Raw genomic sequence first — 16211 nt, forward strand, 5'->3', positions numbered from 1 at the left:
ATGTAATTAATAAAAGGAATAGTGATGATGGCAATATTGACTGAACAAGAAGAGCATTTTTCAACACACGATGCCGAGGAGGATGTTCGTAATAAGGATATTCTTATTTATATTGACGGTGAATTAGTACACCGGGATGAGGCTAAAGTGTCTGTGTATGATTCTGGTTTTATGCTTGGCGATGGTATGTGGGAAGGTATGCGATTATATGACGGCAAGTGGGCTTTTTTTGATGAACATATGGATCGTTTGTTTGAAAGTTGTAAAGCTGTCAGCCTTGATATTGGTATGGATCGAAATGAAATTGCCGCTGCAATGGCGATGACAGCAGAAGCGAATGGAATGACAACCGATGCGCATTGTCGGTTGATGATCACCCGTGGTAAAAAAGCCAAACCATTCCAGCATCCGACTTTATCGCGTTGGGGGCCGACTATTGTAATGATTATGGAACACTCAAAACCAGTCACTGATTTACTCGATAAAGGGATCCGTTTGGCGACGGTTCCTCAGGTGCGTGGATTACCGATGAGTCAAGATGCGAAGTTTAATAGCCATTCAAAATTAAACTGTGTATTGGCCTGTATTCAAGCGCAACAAGTGGGAGCCGATGAAGGTTTAATGTTGGATCCCCATGGTTTTGTTAATACCACTAATGCCTGTAACTTTTTTATCGTGCGTAAAGGAGAGGTGTGGACGTCGACGGGCGATTATTGCATGAAGGGAGTCACACGTCAGAAAGTGATCGATCTGTGTAAAGAAAATGATATTCCTATTTATGAGAAAAATTATTCGCTTTATGAAGCGGTTTCTGCCGATGAAGCCTTTTTGACGGGAACCTTTGGCGCGCAAACCCCTGTGGCTGAGATTGATGGTAAAAAAATTGGAGAGCAAGGTGCAGGCCCGATGACTATACGTATTCGAGAGCTTTACAAGAAAGCGTTAGGCTAGGCGATAGATATAACTCAAGGCATCATTCGATGCCTTCTTGATTAACTTTCAAATAAGTAATAGGGGATTGCTATGTCCTTTGATGCAATAAATGCACGCGGGTTAGTTATGGTCGGCTGCGGAAATATGGGGGCTGCATTATTAAAAGGGTGGTTAGAAGCTGGGCTTTCCCTTGAATCGACAAGTATTATTGACCCTTCTCCGTCTGCTTGGGTGAAGGATCTGGTTGAACATGGCTTAACGCTAAACCGAATGCCAACTACTCCTCCTGCAGTGGTTATTTTAGCGACTAAACCCTATGTTATTGAAGATGTTTTAGATGATTGGTACGCCGAAGATTTCCATCAAACAGTCTTTTTATCGATTGCTGCAGGTATTTCTATCGGAACTTTTGAAGATAAGCTATCAAAAAATCATCCCATTGTGAGAACCATGCCAAATACACCTGTTAGTGTTGGCGAAGGTGTCGTTGCTTATATTGGCAATAAAACGGCGGCTGCATATTTGCCGTTAGTGGAAACTTTACTTTCCTCAGTTGGCTTAGCTGTTGAGTTGGAAAATGAAAAACAACTCAATGCAGTCACCGCATTATCAGGTTCAGGGCCTGCTTATATTTTTCAGTTAGCGGAGAGTATGGCAATGGCAGGGCAAAAGTTAGGTTTATCAGAAGCACTTGCGATGCAGCTTGCTAAGCAAACTATTTTAGGCGCAGGTAAAATGATGGCAACATCCAGTGAGACTCCTGCTCAATTGCGTATTAATGTGACCTCACCGGGTGGAACAACACAGGCAGCTTTAGAGGTGTTAAAAGAAGACAATTCAGGCTTTGATCCATTATTAGAGAAAGCCATGCTAGCTGCTCATGATCGTACTATTGAGCTGGGTTAATGAATAAAAGAGGCCAACTTGATGACATCTTCCGTTGTTAATTTATCTGGAGTACCCTTTGTTGTCGGCAATGCGAAGGGAAAAATTTTAGCTTGTCAGACTGAACTAAGTTTTTGGGGAGGCGTAGAACCTGCAACGGGGGAAGTGATTGATCGCCATCACCCCCTAAGTGGCCAATTGCTTCAGGATAAAATATTGATCTTGCCTGGTGGGCGCGGATCGTGCTCTGGCAGTGGCGTGTTACTTGAAATGATGGTTAATGGTAAAGGCCCTGCCGCGATAGTAATTTCTCGTCCTGACGATATTATTACCCTAGGTGTTTGGATCGCTAAGGAGATGTTTGATATTTCTATTCCACTTCTTATGTTGGAAGAAGATGATTTTATTACATTATCTCAGCAAAAAAATGCCAATATTGCTGGTGGCCATATTCAATGCTCTGCTGAAGTATTAACAACCGAACTTGCAATTGCTATTGAGGATGAGCAACTGCAAGATGAGCAGCAAATAGTGTTAAATGATTATGACCGTAGTTTACTTAATGGTGAAAAAAGCTTAGCTGCGCAAGTTGCGATGAAAATCATTTTACATATGGCGCGATTATCAGGTGCAACGACATTAACTAATGTTAGTCAGGTGCATATTGATGGGTGTATTTATACTGGCGAAGCATCGTTAAGTTTTGCTCAAAAATTACTGCAAATGGGTGGGGAGTTCATCGTTCCAACTACATTAAATGCGATCTCCGTTGATTATCGTCGTTGGCAATCTCAAGGTGTTGATTCAACCTTTGGCGAACCGGCGAGTGCGTTAGCGGATGCCTATGTCAATATGGGAGCGAAACCAACCTATACCTGTGCGCCTTATCTGTTAGACAGTGCGCCACAACAAGGAGAGCAGGTTGCCTGGGCTGAGTCTAATGCGGTGGTTTTTGCAAATAGCGTGTTAGGTGCAAAGACAATGAAATATCCCGACTTTCTTGATGCATGTATTGCATTAACTGGTCGTGCCCCCTTAGCTGGTGCACATTTAAATGAGCATCGAAGGGCAACTCTCCATATTAATATCCATCAAGTTCAGGAAGTTGATGATTTATTTTATCCGCTGCTTGGCTATCATGTCGGAAAAATAGCAGGGAACCATATTCCAGTATTAACTGGCATTGTCCAGTTGAATCCGGATATGGACAATTTGAGAGCTTTTGGCGCCGCTTTTGCAACGGTTTCGAGTGCGCCAATGTTCCATATTGTTGGAGTCACGCCCGATGCCGACACATTAAATCAAGCGATAAATTCCCCTCAATCGATAGAAAAAATTGAATTAGCATGTGCCGATTTATATCCAAGTTGGGCGGAGTTAAATAAAGATTATGGAAGTAAAAGTGATTTGATTTCATTGGGAAATCCACATTTTTCTCTGAGCGAATTTGAAAAACTGTCGATGTTATGTGAAGGTAGTCATATTTCATCAAATATGCATATGTACATCACGGCGGGGCGATCTGTTTTAGCTGAGGCTAAGGCGGCGGGGTACTTATCAATCATTGAACATTTTGGGGCTAAAATTATTACTGACACGTGTTGGTGCATGATAAGCGAACCTGTTATCCCCGTTTCAACGCGAATTATTTGTACTAATTCAGCTAAATATGCACATTATGGTCCTGGGATGACTGGGCGGAAATTTAAATTGTTGAGCTTGGAAGAATGTGTAAAAGAGGCAAAAACTGGTTTGCCTTCTACAACCTTACCAAGGTGGCTTTCGTATTAATAATCAATAAAAAGGTGTGAGTACTAATGATTCCATTTATCAATGCAGAAGATGTTGAAAGTCATTTATCTTGGTTAGGGCTATGTGACGCTTTTCAAGCAGGGCATCAAGTTGAGCGTGCTGATATCGACGATATTTTATTTAAACATGGCGATAATGCCTTATTAAGTCGTGCTGCTTGGATCCAAGGGAAAGGGATTGGTATTAAAACGGCTACTGTTTTTCCTAATAATGTTAACTTACCAACTGCTTTGCCAAGTGTGAATGCTATTTTTACATTATTTGATGATGAGACTGGTTTGCCCAGCGCCATCATTGATGGGAAATTAGTGACAAAATGGAAAACGGCTGGTGATTCTGCATTTGCAGCAAGTTTGTTAGCTCGGCCCGATAGTAAAGTGTTAACTATTATCGGTGCCGGTAATGTTGCTTCGTCAGTGATTGATGCCTTTCGCGCTGTTTTTCCGAAATTAGAAAAAGTACAAATATGGAATCGTACCTTTGAGAAAGCACAGCAGTTAGCTGCAGAAAAAGATGCTGTTGCGATTAAAGATTTACCCGAAGCATTAAGTAATGCCGATATTGTATCGTCTTCTACTATGGCGACAGAACCTTTTATCCGAGGCGAGTGGATTAAAGCGGGAACACATGTTGATTTAATTGGTGCCTATCGTCCTGATATGCGTGAAGCGGATGATTCGCTTTTGTTAACCTCGCGTATTTTTGTTGACGCTAGAGAAACGGCTATCCATGATATTGGTGAACTTGCTATTCCCATCAAAGAGAAGGTTATTAGTGAAGATGTTATCGTGGCTGATTTTTATCAGTTATGTAATGGTGAGCAAGGACGTCAAACAGAACAAGAAATTACATTGTTTAAGAATGGTGGTGGAGCTCATTTAGACTTAATGACTGCGTTATATATTATGAAAAGTATTCAAGAAGATTAAGTTGTAGGGGGATGAATTTTTAGCTATTACATAATTGCCCCTTTGTTTTTGCTTGATCCGATAAGATAGTAATGTATTAGTATTATTTAGCACTAAGATTAAATTATTTCAGAAAGCCATGGCATTTTGATTATTATTATACCAATCGTAATAATTAGCTGACCTATTTTGCTGGTTAAAATAGTTTATTTCTTTGTTGAAAGTTTCGTAAGGGGAACAACCATTAACATCAACTTTCGCCTCAAACTAAAGCACTTTTCCAGCGCAAAATTTAGATCAAATATTTAATACAATTGGTATTATTTAGCATTAAAACAGGAATACCTGACAACTTCACTTCACCTGTCGGCCAGTCTTTATTTAGAGAAAGCACCATCGTGTGTTCTGTCACTGTCCACTCTAAACTTGGGTTAAGTGTTTTCAAGTTATTGACGTATCGATAACCACTCGAACCATAGACTTCTTCATCGCCAAACAGCACCGAAAAGCCATCACCTTGTTTAATTCTGTCTAAATGAATTTTTTCTAGTAGATGTTTTACGAATCCTTGATTTCTGTATTCAGGATGAACACAAACTTCAGCGATGCCGCAAATGGAGATTGGATTGTTGTTAATGATGACTTCTTTTTCATGTACTGCGATATGAGCAACTAATTGAGCATGCTGCCAAAGCAGGTATCGATGTTGAGGCATCTCATTGTAATACCGCTGTTTACTGAATATTTGTGCATCCTGATTTTTTACAAAGCAGGTGCTAAGTAGTTGACGGAGTGCTGTATCTAGCGATTCGGATACCTCGTTATCGTTAATATATTGAAATTTCATTGACTTTCCCATAGCGAATATCTGTTTATGAGTGAAGGGTAAGTGTTATTCTTCAAAGATAACTCTACCAAACTACAAAGCAAATTCTGTTAATGCGCTCATGGCCATAGCAGATTTTTCCTTTTGTACAAACACATGATCATGATAATAACCAGCGATAACATTTGCACTGATATCATATGAGGCAAGCTTGGTTGCAAAAGCGGCAGTTAATCCCACGGCTTCAAGACTCGAGTGAACCGTTAATGTGATAAGACTAAATACGCCATCGAATTGTAATTCATTTTCAATCGCTTGTTGTTTATCGAGTACTAAGGTTAGCCCTTCTTTTTCCCTAAATGTAGCGAGCGGCTCAAGATGGGAGTAATGAGTGAGTGCATCGTTAACGGTACAGAATACATACTCGCCTTCGACAAGCTCCGGTGACATGGAGTTTAATAAAATATTTAAATCAGTAATGGCTGCCATTATGTTTCTCTTTGCATTGGTGATGAGTGGCGTATTGGATGTCGATAAAAGAATCCATCGGATACACATCGTTATAATGATTTTATGTATTGTGTCAGGTTTTTGTGTTCATCGCTAAGTGCCAATTTACTTTTTTATTATCCATATTTAGGGGCATGTTTTGAAAAAGTTAAGTTAAAAGCATGGTTTATACTTTTTTAGCTCTACTGGGGGAATAATAAATGCAGTCTAAAATGGAAGTAGGGATATAGCGATGTTATCCATAAAAATCAATCTATTATGGCTTATTCAGTCGTAAGTGGTTTTTGTGGTAGAATAGCCCGCCTGATATTAAGCGTAAAGTTTAAAATCATCGTAATGGGCTGATTTTTTTACCATTTTTTTATGGTAATAACTAGCTAATCAAATATTAATTTAATATGGAGCTGGTCTTTCTATTCGTTAATTCGAATATGTAAATATCATAATTTATGAAATTTAAATCTAAAAAATACAGTATCGATTCTACCGATTATCAGGTCGGTCAGGACAATATCAATAAATGGGGCTTCGACGTCCACAACACCGTTTTTACAGCGTCAGCTGGTTTATCTATCCTTTTTATTGTCACCTTGTTAATGCTAGATCCCGGCGTTGCGAAGGGAGCTATTGACTCAATAAAAGGCGCCGTTCTTTCAAATTTTGACTTCCTGTTTATGTGGGGAGCTAATATCTTATTACTTTTTGCCGTTGCATTAGTTTTTTCACCATTGGGTAAAATCCGATTAGGGGGTGACAATGCGAAGACCGAATATTCAACCATGTCATGGATTGCTATGTTATTTGCGGCAGGTATGGGCATTGGGTTAATTTTCTGGGGCGTTGCAGAGCCAACTGCGTTCTTTACCGATTGGTATGGCACACCACTTAATGCCGCTCCTTTTACACCCGCTGGGCGTGAACTTGCATTGGGGGCGACGGTTTTTCACTGGGGATTACATGCCTGGGCAATTTACGGTATGACTGCGCTCTGTTTAGCTTATTTTGTATATAACAAGGGCTTGCCGTTATCGATGCGTTCAGTCTTTTATCCTCTTTTGGGCGATAGAGTATGGGGAAGAATAGGCGATGTTATTGATGTATTAACGGTGTTGGTTACCCTATTTGGTTTGGCAACTTCACTTGGCTTGGGAGGATCGCAGGCGGCGAGTGGTATCAGCCATGTTTTTGGTTTTGATAATAGTCTTTACCTTCAGCAAGCTATTATTGTATTGATTATGGGGCTTGCCATTTTATCGGTTACTCGTGGAATGGATGGCGGCGTTAAGCTATTAAGTAATTTGAATATGATTATTGCATTTATATTCCTTGGCTTAATTGCAGTGCTGAATTTCACTACAGTACTTGATTCTTTGGCAACTGCCGTTATTGGTTACGTAAAAAATATTATCCCCTTAAGTCAAGCAAGTGGGCGTGAAGACACGACTTGGCTTCATGGTTGGACGGTGTTTTACTGGGCATGGTGGGTTGCATATGCACCTTTCTTTGGGATGTTTGTTGCACGTATTTCTAAAGGTCGAACGGTTCGCGAATTTCTTATTTGTGTTTTGATCATTCCTACCCTAGTAACTACGGCTTGGATGTCTGTTTTTGGTGGCGTTGCAATTGAGCAAATCATTGATAAGGTCGGATTGTTAGGGGCTGAACAAGGCATTACTGACGTATCCCTAAGCCTTTTCTATATGCTAGATGCTTATCCGATTGGTAATATTCTCTCTGTTATTGCAGTTGCATTGATTATTATTTTCTTTGTAACGACACTGGACTCAGGCTCGATTGTTATCGATAGCATGACAGCGGGAGGAAAATTAGAAGTGCCGCTGAAACAAAAAGTAGTTTGGGCTATTATTTCTGGTTTGATTGCGATGGTGATGTTGTGGATTGGTGGGACACAATCTATTCAAGCATTACAATCAATCACTATTATTGCTGCATTACCTTTTACCGTTATTCTACTTCTTGGTTGTGTTAGCTTATTGAAAGGTTTGTTAACGGAAGTTGATAAACCAAAGGCTTCACCCGAAGTGACTAAGCAAATATAAGATTCGGATTGTTAGGGGCTGTTTATCTTTCGTCGCCGTTTCTGCTGGAGGCTATTTTTTACTCTGGCAAGACGGAAAATTTAAGTAATAGCCATCTATAATTAACATTTGCAACGCAATCAGAGTAAAAAATAGCCCCAGCCCCTAGCTTTCCCTTGCGTTTTTTATATGCAAGGGGAAGCTAGATTTGTTTGTTTTATACTGAAGTCGCTATTGATATTTCAGTCTCCAATTGACGTAAGTATTCTTTCATAAATGTTACCCTTTTCTTTGCTTCAATTTTCGCAGAGTCAGTATTCATCGTCTCAACAAGTTTGAATAGCTTAGTATAGAAGTGATCAATGCTATAACAGCTATCATCCGGCGTTCGAGCATGACAAAAAGGATCTTCACTGTTGTAAAGCTCAATCCCTAAATTTGTTCCCACCTGTAAACATCGGGCTATCCCAATTGCCCCTAATGCATCTAATCTATCAGCATCTTGTACTATCTGGGCTTCTAAGGTGGTAGGGGGAATATTCGCACTGAAACTATGGGCAACAATTGCATGGTTTATTTCGATAAAGTATTCATTAGGATAACTAATTGAGTGAAGAAATTGAGTCGCTTTTTCTGCAGCGATAGACGAACTTTGAGATCTACTCGGATGGTTTTTAGGAAAGGAAAAGCAATCATGTAAATAAGCTGCAGGTAACACCACTTCTAGTTTACCATTTTCATCATGGCACAATGCTTTAGCTGTTTTGACTACACGTAGAATATGATTGATATTATGAGCTTGGTCATGATTCATTACTGATTTTACATAACTAAAAAACTGATTTTCAAATTGTTTAAGCATTTAATTTATCCTAATAAACAGTCAACTCTCCAGACACAAAAAACGTAATATTTAGCGGGAAAGCACTTTGAGTAAAGTGATTGTTGTTAATGGTGTCATAAAGAGAAAGCGGTAACAAACTGAAATAGCGTTACCATGTGAAGCAAATTAAGTTTATTTGATGGATATTGTGAGCGATGAAACAGAACTAAGACTTTTCCATATTTAATTGGTTGGGTATAACTCATATGATTGTATTTTGGTTATTGAAATAAACCGGCTGGTGGAATTTGGTAATCATCAATTTTTCAAGTTTAAAGCTAAAAGGCATACCGAGGCGAACTCGTTACCATCACCACTGTGCTTTATTGTTAAACACTACCTTATTCGGTTTGCTGTTTGTTAGATTTTTGCTGAAGTAATTATATGAAATACATCCGGAGGAGCATTATTAGATTTTTTGCATCCGTTATTAAGGTTGTTTCTGGTCTTTAATCTCGATATTCCCCCCTGAATAAGCAGGAAATTATGTTCATATCCAGCTTATTTTAATTGGCGTTCAACTGTGCAACTTCATCAAGTAACATGTTAATCAGGATCTGAGTAGCCTTGGTTTGGTATTTACGTTCTTTGTAAATTAAATACGCCATGTGCTTAGGTTGCTTATATTCAGGGAGGATACGAACTAATTTTTTATTGTTTTTCACCAAATTTATGGGCAGTGACGCGATACCAATGCCTGCTTCCACTAATTCAATCGCAGTCTCAATACCATTGACTGTAATTCTGTTTACTCGGTTAAATTCTTCTGTCTTTTTATTGTTGTGAATAAATTGAATCTTCTCGTTCGCAGGACCAATCCATTTACTATCTCGTAGTTCTTGAAAACTCTGTGGTGCCTTACCCTCATTGAAGAGAGCCGCGCTTATATAAATGCCCGCTGAGTTTTCAAATAATGGTCTGGCTATCATATTTTCATCGAGACTCTGCTTAAATGTAATGATGATATCGGTATCTAATTCAGGTTGACTCTGTTCACCAGATAGAAGCAAATCAAGTTCAACGCGAGGATATCTATGAAGAAACTTTAATAAAGCGGATCTGATGATTTGCTGATAAAACAATGTTGGGACAACCAACTTTAGCTTACCTGCTACTTCGCCATGGTGGTCTTTTTTATCCAAAAAATCATCATTTAGATGCTTAAAAAGAGCTTGGTAGCTCTGGAAAAGCTCCAACCCAAATGCGGTAGCAGCAATACTCCTGCCTTTTTTAGTGAATAGTTTTGCATTTAATCTTTGCTCTAGAGATGAAATTCGTCTGGAGATAGTCGATGTTGGGATCTCTAAGTAAGATGATGCTGCTGCAATCGATGTCTTATCTACAACAATACATAACAGATAAAGATCGTCAATCATCCCATATATGGTTCTATCCATCCCGAATACCTCTATTTTTATGCTGAATTTGGTTGATTATAATGAGCGACTCGCTGAATGACAATTCATTACTTGTGGTGAGCAATGATTAAATGACGAGTCAGTATCTTTACTGCAATACATTTTATATTAACCAAAGACTAATAGCGTCTAACAACGCTTTTATTAAAGGATTCTATCCATGTTTACAATTAATTCACCGAAGCACATTCTATTTTTTGTGTTTACTTTTTTACTAACCGGCTGTGGAGAACAGGCTGGTCACGCTCCGAGAGAAGTGGGGCCAATTCATGTCGACACTCAAACGGTGGCCACCTCTATGATCAGGCTCACTACTGAACTGCCGGGACGTATATCTGCTTTTAATGAAGCAGAAGTTCGTCCTCAAGTGGGGGGAATTATCAAAAAAAGACTATTTAAGGAAGGGGAGTATGTTAATGCGGGAGATGTGCTTTATCAAATCGATCCGACCACTTACCAGGCATCGGTAAACAGTAGTAAAGCGCAGTTGAACAAAGCGATTGCGGATCAACAAGCTGCTCAAAAGAGCTTTGATCGTTACAGTGAACTGTTAAAGCAAAAGCTCACTAGTCAGCAAGACTATGATGATGCCTATTCGACTAATCAGCAGGCACTCGCATCGGTTGCTGTTTATCAAGCAGAGCTCGACACAGCCAATATACAATTGTCTTATACACAAATTAAAGCACCTATTTCCGGCATAATTGGCCTTTCTCAAGTTTCTGAAGGAGCGTTAGTCACAGCGGAGCAATCCTCTTACTTAGCTGAAATTATCCAATCGGATCAGGTTTATGTTGATATGACCCAATCTTCGGTTTCTTTGTATACAGAACGTAAAGAGTTTCAGGACTTGTTCAAAAAAGGTCAAAAGAAACCGATTATTCCGGTAAAAATCATACTTGAAGACGGTAGTGAATATGAGCAAACAGGACATCTTGAATTTGCTGATGCACAGGTAAATGACACAACTGGCAGTGTTACTCTGCGTGCTTTGATTCCTAATGCAGACAATTCGTTATTGCCAGGCATGTTTGTCCGTGCCTTGATCTCATCGCCTCAGGAGCAAAATTATATTGTACTGCCACAAGCGACAATAATAAGGACTCAATCCGGCGAGCCCTATGTTTATATTGTTAATGATAAGAATATGACTGAGAAAAAAATGCTGCAGTTAGGCAATGAGGTTGATGATGGTTGGATAGTGAAAGAAGGACTTAATGTTGGCGATAAGGTAGTTATTAGTAACTTCTCATCAGTAAGACAAGATCAGGAAGTAATAGTAGACAGCGAAAATGGTGTTACTAAAGCACAAACTGATATTGCATCTGACCCTGTATCGACTCACTAGTAACCAACATATATAGGAATAGCCTAATGTCGAATTTTTTTATTCATAGACCTATTTTTGCCTGGGTGATTGCGATTGTGATCATGCTATCTGGCATTGCATCAATACTAAATTTACCCATCGCGCAATACCCGACGGTTGCACCTCCTTCCATTTCTATTAGTGCTTCTTATCCAGGGGCATCGGCGAAAACAGTTGAGGACAGTGTGACTCAGGTTATTGAGCAAAGTATGACCGGTCTTGATAACCTTCTGTATATGTCTTCTACTAGTGATTCTTCTGGTAGTGCTGATATTACATTGACCTTCAGTGCTGAAACGGATCCCGATATCGCTCAGGTACAAGTGTCAAATAATCTCCAGACTGTCACTAGTAGCTTACCCTCTGCCGTGCAGGACCAGGGAACGTCAGTGAAGAAAAGCACATCTGGTTTTATGTCAGTAACTGCCATCTACTCCCCTGATAATTCAATGAGTTCAGCGGATATTCAGGACTACGCGAATTCTAATTTAAAGGATATTATCAGTCGTGTGAATGGGGTGGGGAGTGTCTCTATTTTTGGGCCGTCCTATGCAATGCGGATCTGGCTAGAACCAGCTAAATTAAACAGCAATAGCCTGACTCCAAGCGATGTTTACAGTGCTGTTTCAGCGCAAAATACCCAGGTTACTGTGGGGCAGTTGGGCGGTGCGCCATCCACCAAAACGCAGCAAATTAATGCCACTATGACTGCACAAAGTCTGTTAACGACCGTTGATGAGTTTAAAAATATTCTTATCAAAGTAAATAATGATGGTTCACAGGTACGTCTGCAGGATGTCGCCAAGGTGGAATTGGGCAGTGAATCCTTCAGTATGGCGCCGCTATTTAATAGTCAAGGTACATCCGGTATCGCTATTACACTTGCTTCTGGTGCTAACTCCTTAGATACGCAGGAAGCCGTTGATGCCAAACTAGCAGAGCTGCAAAAGAATTTTCCGGAAGGGCTCGCGCTAACCAAAGCGGTGGATAATAACCCTTTTATTCGTTTATCGATTACAGAAGTGGTACACACATTATTTGAAGCGATTGTGTTGGTATTTTTAGTTATGTTGTTATTTCTACAAAATTTCCGCGCGACACTTATCCCTACAATTGCTGTACCTGTTGTATTACTCGGTACTTTTGCCATTATGCATGTGCTTGGATTTAGCATTAACACATTGACTATGTTTGGCCTGGTGCTAGCGATAGGTCTGCTAGTTGATGATGCGATTGTTGTGGTAGAAAACGTCGAACGTATTATGCATGAGGAAAAACTATCGCCATTGGAAGCCACTAAAAAGTCGATGGGACAAATTAGCGGTGCTTTGATTGGTATGACGACTGTGTTAGCTGTGGTATTTATTCCCATGGCATTTATGTCAGGCTCAACCGGTGTGATTTACCAACAGTTTTCACTGACTATTGTTTCTGCCATGGTGTTATCTGTATTAGTTGCGCTTATTTTAACACCGGTACTTTGTGCGACCCTTCTCAAACCCGTGGACAAAGAGTCAAATATCGGCATCTTTAGTTACTTTAACACCCTGTTTGATAGAACCCTATCAGGGTATAGCGGTTCCGTTAAAAAGGTAATGATCCGTCCGATTCGCTTTATTTTAGTTTACTTGTTGCTACTTGGTGGAGGGTATTGGATGTACTCAAACTTACCGAGTTCATTTTTACCCGATGAAGATTCGGGTGGTTTTATGGTCCAGGCTTCACTACCTAATGGCTCAACACTAGCTGATACAGCTGAAGTGATGGCTGATATCCAGGCTTATTTTGATAACAATGAGAAAGATACCGTCAACTCTGCATTTACCGTTGCTGGATTTAACTTTTCAGGTACGGGACAAAATGCTGGCTTGGCATTTGTCAGTTTGAAAGATTGGTCAGAGCGAACAGCACCTGGTACAGATGTCGATTCTATTATCGGGCGCAGCATGGGGTATTTTTCCAATTATAAAAAAGCGTCTATTTTTGCTTTTAACTCTCCGGCAATTCGTGAACTAGGTAATGCGACCGGTTTTGACTTTTATCTAGAAGATGTTGGTGGTCTCGGTCACGATAAACTGATTGATATCCGTAATCAGTTTCTGGGAAAAGCAGCAAAAAGCCCTATTTTAACTATGGTGAGACCTAGTGGCTTGGAAGATAATGCGCAGTTTTATCTGGATCTTGATTATGAAAAAGCGAAAGCGTTTGGTGTTGATATCGATGATATTAATGACACATTATCAATTGCCTGGGGCTCCGCTTATGTTAATGACTTTATTGATAATGGGCGCTCGAAAAAAGTCTATATGCAAGCTGATGCTCCTTACAGAATGACACCGGAGGATATCAATTTATGGTATGTGCGTAATGATAATGGTGAAATGGTACCACTCTCAGCATTTAGCTCATCTCATTGGGGGCAGGGCTCTCCACAGCTAAAACGTTTCAATGGTAATGCTGCCGTCGAGATCTTAGGTGAAGCTGCTAATGGTTATAGCTCTGGTGATGCAATGGATGAAGTAGAGCGTATCGTTAGTGAATTACCGTCAGGGGTGCAAGTAAGCTGGACGGGGATGTCATACCAAGAGATAGAATCTGGTGATCAGGCGCCCATATTATATGCCATATCATTGTTGATGGTCTTTCTATGTCTTGCCGCATTATATGAAAGTTGGACCATACCAATTGCGATTATTCTAGTCGTTCCCTTAGGTGTATTAGGTGCACTTGCAGCTACTATGCTTCGCGGTCTGGAGAATGATGTGTATTTCCAAGTTGGCCTGTTAACAACGATAGGTCTGGCATCTAAAAATGCAATATTGATTGTTGAATTCGCTAAAGAGCTAATGGAAAAAGGCGTTGGTTTGCTTGATGCGACTGTACAAGCGTGTGAGCTGCGTTTACGTCCGATTATTATGACCTCTCTTGCCTTTATCTTAGGTGTCATGCCTTTAGTTATCAGTACTGGTGCCGGGGCTAATGCGCGAAATGCAATCGGTACCTCGGTGATGGGGGGAATGATTTTAGCAACCCTGTTAGTCGTCTATTTTGCACCGCTGTTCTTTGTCTTAATCTATAAGTTATTTAATTCTGAAGCAAAAGAGATAGACACTGTTATGGATAATTCCATCGATTTGCCAGATCCGCATTAACGCTCAATATTTACCGTCTTACAAATGGCCCTCCTGCTTGGCAGTGGGGCTATTTACTATTACTTTACAGGATTTTAATCATGCCCTTAAAACGAATTTATCTTGCGTCATTAATCGCACTAGCGGGGTTCAGCTATACAGTTCATGCTGATACTCTACTGCAAGTTTATCAAGCTGCTAAACTCAAGGATCCAACAATTCTTAGTAGTAAAGCACAGTACGATCTCTACGCAGAAATGGTGTCTGAAACAAATGCAGCTTTACTGCCTCAAATCACTTTTTCAGCAGATGCTGCTTACAATGATTTAAATAACGATTATAGCAATTCAAATTATGGTGCGACACTTTCTCTAACTCAGTCTCTTTATGACAGTTCAGCCTGGCAGGCTCTGGATATAGCTGAAAAACAGGCCACGCAATATGCGGTCGATTATGATTATGATGCACAGGACTTATTATTAAGAACGGCGACGGCTTATTTTGATGTATTACGTGCAGATGAAGCGGTTAAATCTGTGCAGGCAAATGAACGTGCTGTGGAGCGTCAACTAAAGCAGACCCAAAAGCGCTTTGACGTTGGGTTAATTGCTATTACCGATGTTCATGAAGCACAAGCTGAATATGATAGTACTGCTGCCGATGTGATCAGTGCTGAAAATGACCTGCTTAACTCCTATTATATGCTGAGTGAATTAACCGGAACAGAAGTTCGAAGCGTTGCTCGTCTTAATATTGATACATTCTCTGCGCAGAAATTAGAGGGAGATATTAAATCATGGCAAAATCAGGCACTTGAATACAACCTTGAATTGCATAGCCAACGCATTGCAAAGGAACTGGCTAAAATGCAAATTGAGTCAGCGCAAGCGGGTCATAAGCCAACCTTAGGGTTAACTGCGGCGTTAGATCATGATAGTACCGATTATCGTGAATTTAATTCTAGCGATAATGACGATAATTTAAATACGGCAACGATTGGTATTGAGTTAAGTGTTCCTCTTTACTCGGGGGGACAAATTACATCACTAGTTAAGCAGGCGCAATATAACTACGTTATTGCTAGCGAGTCGCTAACTAAAACATACCGTAGCATTGGAACGGAAATCAAAAGTGGTTATAACAATGTGCGTGCTTCAATTAGTTCAATTAGCGCTTATGAACAAAGTGTTACCTCTGCTACGAGTGCCCTTGAAGCAGTAGAAGCAGGTTTTAATGTCGGTACGCGTACGACGTTGGATGTATTAGATGCGATGCAAAGTCTATATGACTCAGAAGAAGAGCTTGCCGATGCACGCTATGATTACATTATCAATATACTGACACTTAAATCTTCTGCAGGCATATTAACAGAGCAAGATTTGATCGATATTTCTGCCGGTTTAATGACAGAATAATTTGTTCGAATTAACCTAAGGGAAAGCAGCCACTTTCCTTTTTATCACCCCCCGAAAAAGATAAACAGACCCTAATCATTAG

At 40.1% G+C, this 16211-nt stretch carries 12 protein-coding genes; 8 read left to right on the forward strand and 4 right to left on the reverse strand.

Annotation, left to right across the window (positions count from 1 at the left end; genetic code table 11):
* The first annotated feature begins 24 nt into the window (after positions 1 to 24).
* The 4 genes from ACR30L_RS01900 to ACR30L_RS01915 all read left to right on the forward strand — a co-directional run bounded on the left by ACR30L_RS01900 (position 25) and on the right by ACR30L_RS01915 (position 4559).
* Complete coding sequence (locus ACR30L_RS01900) at positions 25 to 951, forward strand: aminotransferase class IV (RefSeq protein ID WP_435236361.1); 927 nt, start codon at positions 25 to 27, stop codon at positions 949 to 951.
* A gap of 72 nt (positions 952 to 1023) precedes the next feature.
* The gene (gene proC / locus ACR30L_RS01905; RefSeq protein ID WP_435236362.1) at positions 1024 to 1839 is read left to right on the forward strand and encodes a pyrroline-5-carboxylate reductase; all 816 of its coding nucleotides are present in this window, start codon (positions 1024 to 1026) and stop codon (positions 1837 to 1839) included.
* Between the two features lie 21 nt (positions 1840 to 1860).
* The gene (gene lhpI / locus ACR30L_RS01910) at positions 1861 to 3609 is read left to right on the forward strand and encodes a cis-3-hydroxy-L-proline dehydratase (RefSeq protein ID WP_435237861.1); all 1749 of its coding nucleotides are present in this window, start codon (positions 1861 to 1863) and stop codon (positions 3607 to 3609) included.
* Positions 3610 to 3635: 26 nt separating this feature from the next.
* Positions 3636 to 4559, forward strand: coding sequence for an ornithine cyclodeaminase family protein (locus ACR30L_RS01915; RefSeq protein WP_435236363.1), 924 nt, complete (start codon positions 3636 to 3638; stop codon positions 4557 to 4559).
* A gap of 271 nt (positions 4560 to 4830) precedes the next feature.
* Here the strand turns inward: ACR30L_RS01915 and ACR30L_RS01920 are convergent, their stop codons facing one another.
* Together ACR30L_RS01920 and ACR30L_RS01925 are read right to left on the reverse strand one after the other, a co-directional pair.
* Complete coding sequence (locus tag ACR30L_RS01920) at positions 4831 to 5385, reverse strand: GNAT family N-acetyltransferase (RefSeq protein WP_435236364.1); 555 nt, start codon at positions 5383 to 5385, stop codon at positions 4831 to 4833.
* Positions 5386 to 5457: 72 nt separating this feature from the next.
* A complete protein-coding gene (locus ACR30L_RS01925; RefSeq protein WP_435236365.1) occupies positions 5458 to 5853 on the reverse strand; it encodes an ACT domain-containing protein in 396 nt (131 codons plus the stop codon).
* Between the two features lie 470 nt (positions 5854 to 6323).
* Here ACR30L_RS01925 and ACR30L_RS01930 point away from each other — a divergent pair, with 470 nt between their 5' ends.
* Entirely contained in the window at positions 6324 to 7934 is a 1611-nt protein-coding gene (locus ACR30L_RS01930) for a BCCT family transporter (protein WP_435236366.1), read from the forward strand.
* Positions 7935 to 8130: 196 nt separating this feature from the next.
* Here the strand turns inward: ACR30L_RS01930 and ACR30L_RS01935 are convergent, their stop codons facing one another.
* Positions 8131 to 8775, reverse strand: a complete 645-nt coding sequence (locus tag ACR30L_RS01935; protein ID WP_435236367.1) for an HD domain-containing protein — start codon at positions 8773 to 8775, stop codon at positions 8131 to 8133.
* Between the two features lie 527 nt (positions 8776 to 9302).
* A complete protein-coding gene (locus tag ACR30L_RS01940; RefSeq protein ID WP_435236368.1) occupies positions 9303 to 10193 on the reverse strand; it encodes a LysR family transcriptional regulator in 891 nt (296 codons plus the stop codon).
* Between the two features lie 181 nt (positions 10194 to 10374).
* Here ACR30L_RS01940 and ACR30L_RS01945 point away from each other — a divergent pair, with 181 nt between their 5' ends.
* The 3 genes from ACR30L_RS01945 to ACR30L_RS01955 all read left to right on the forward strand — a co-directional run bounded on the left by ACR30L_RS01945 (position 10375) and on the right by ACR30L_RS01955 (position 16129).
* Complete coding sequence (locus ACR30L_RS01945; protein WP_435236369.1) at positions 10375 to 11562, forward strand: efflux RND transporter periplasmic adaptor subunit; 1188 nt, start codon at positions 10375 to 10377, stop codon at positions 11560 to 11562.
* 26 nt (positions 11563 to 11588) lie between these two features.
* Positions 11589 to 14735: an efflux RND transporter permease subunit gene (locus tag ACR30L_RS01950; protein WP_435236370.1), complete on the forward strand. Its 3147-nt coding sequence runs from the start codon at positions 11589 to 11591 to the stop codon at positions 14733 to 14735.
* An 80-nt stretch (positions 14736 to 14815) separates the two neighbouring features.
* On the forward strand, positions 14816 to 16129 hold the full coding sequence (locus tag ACR30L_RS01955) for a TolC family outer membrane protein (protein WP_435236371.1): 1314 nt from the start codon (positions 14816 to 14818) through the stop codon (positions 16127 to 16129).
* The last annotated feature ends 82 nt before the right edge of the window (positions 16130 to 16211 follow it).

Source organism: Psychromonas saccharinae (assembly GCF_051201515.1).
Lineage (GTDB): Bacteria > Pseudomonadota > Gammaproteobacteria > Enterobacterales > Psychromonadaceae > Psychromonas.

Excerpts from the sequence above, each read along its gene's own strand:
- ACR30L_RS01940 (WP_435236368.1), bottom strand. The coding sequence starts at position 10,193 with ATGGATAGAACCATATATGGGATGATTGACGATCTTTATCTGTTATGT.
- ACR30L_RS01935 (WP_435236367.1), bottom strand. The coding sequence starts at position 8,775 with ATGCTTAAACAATTTGAAAATCAGTTTTTTAGTTATGTAAAATCAGTA.
- ACR30L_RS01920 (WP_435236364.1), bottom strand. The coding sequence starts at position 5,385 with ATGAAATTTCAATATATTAACGATAACGAGGTATCCGAATCGCTAGAT.
- ACR30L_RS01930 (WP_435236366.1), top strand. The coding sequence starts at position 6,324 with ATGAAATTTAAATCTAAAAAATACAGTATCGATTCTACCGATTATCAG.
- ACR30L_RS01955 (WP_435236371.1), top strand. The coding sequence starts at position 14,816 with ATGCCCTTAAAACGAATTTATCTTGCGTCATTAATCGCACTAGCGGGG.
- lhpI (WP_435237861.1), top strand. The coding sequence starts at position 1,861 with ATGACATCTTCCGTTGTTAATTTATCTGGAGTACCCTTTGTTGTCGGC.
- ACR30L_RS01900 (WP_435236361.1), top strand. The coding sequence starts at position 25 with ATGATGGCAATATTGACTGAACAAGAAGAGCATTTTTCAACACACGAT.
- ACR30L_RS01945 (WP_435236369.1), top strand. The coding sequence starts at position 10,375 with ATGTTTACAATTAATTCACCGAAGCACATTCTATTTTTTGTGTTTACT.
- proC (WP_435236362.1), top strand. The coding sequence starts at position 1,024 with ATGTCCTTTGATGCAATAAATGCACGCGGGTTAGTTATGGTCGGCTGC.
- ACR30L_RS01925 (WP_435236365.1), bottom strand. The coding sequence starts at position 5,853 with ATGGCAGCCATTACTGATTTAAATATTTTATTAAACTCCATGTCACCG.
- ACR30L_RS01950 (WP_435236370.1), top strand. The coding sequence starts at position 11,589 with ATGTCGAATTTTTTTATTCATAGACCTATTTTTGCCTGGGTGATTGCG.
- ACR30L_RS01915 (WP_435236363.1), top strand. The coding sequence starts at position 3,636 with ATGATTCCATTTATCAATGCAGAAGATGTTGAAAGTCATTTATCTTGG.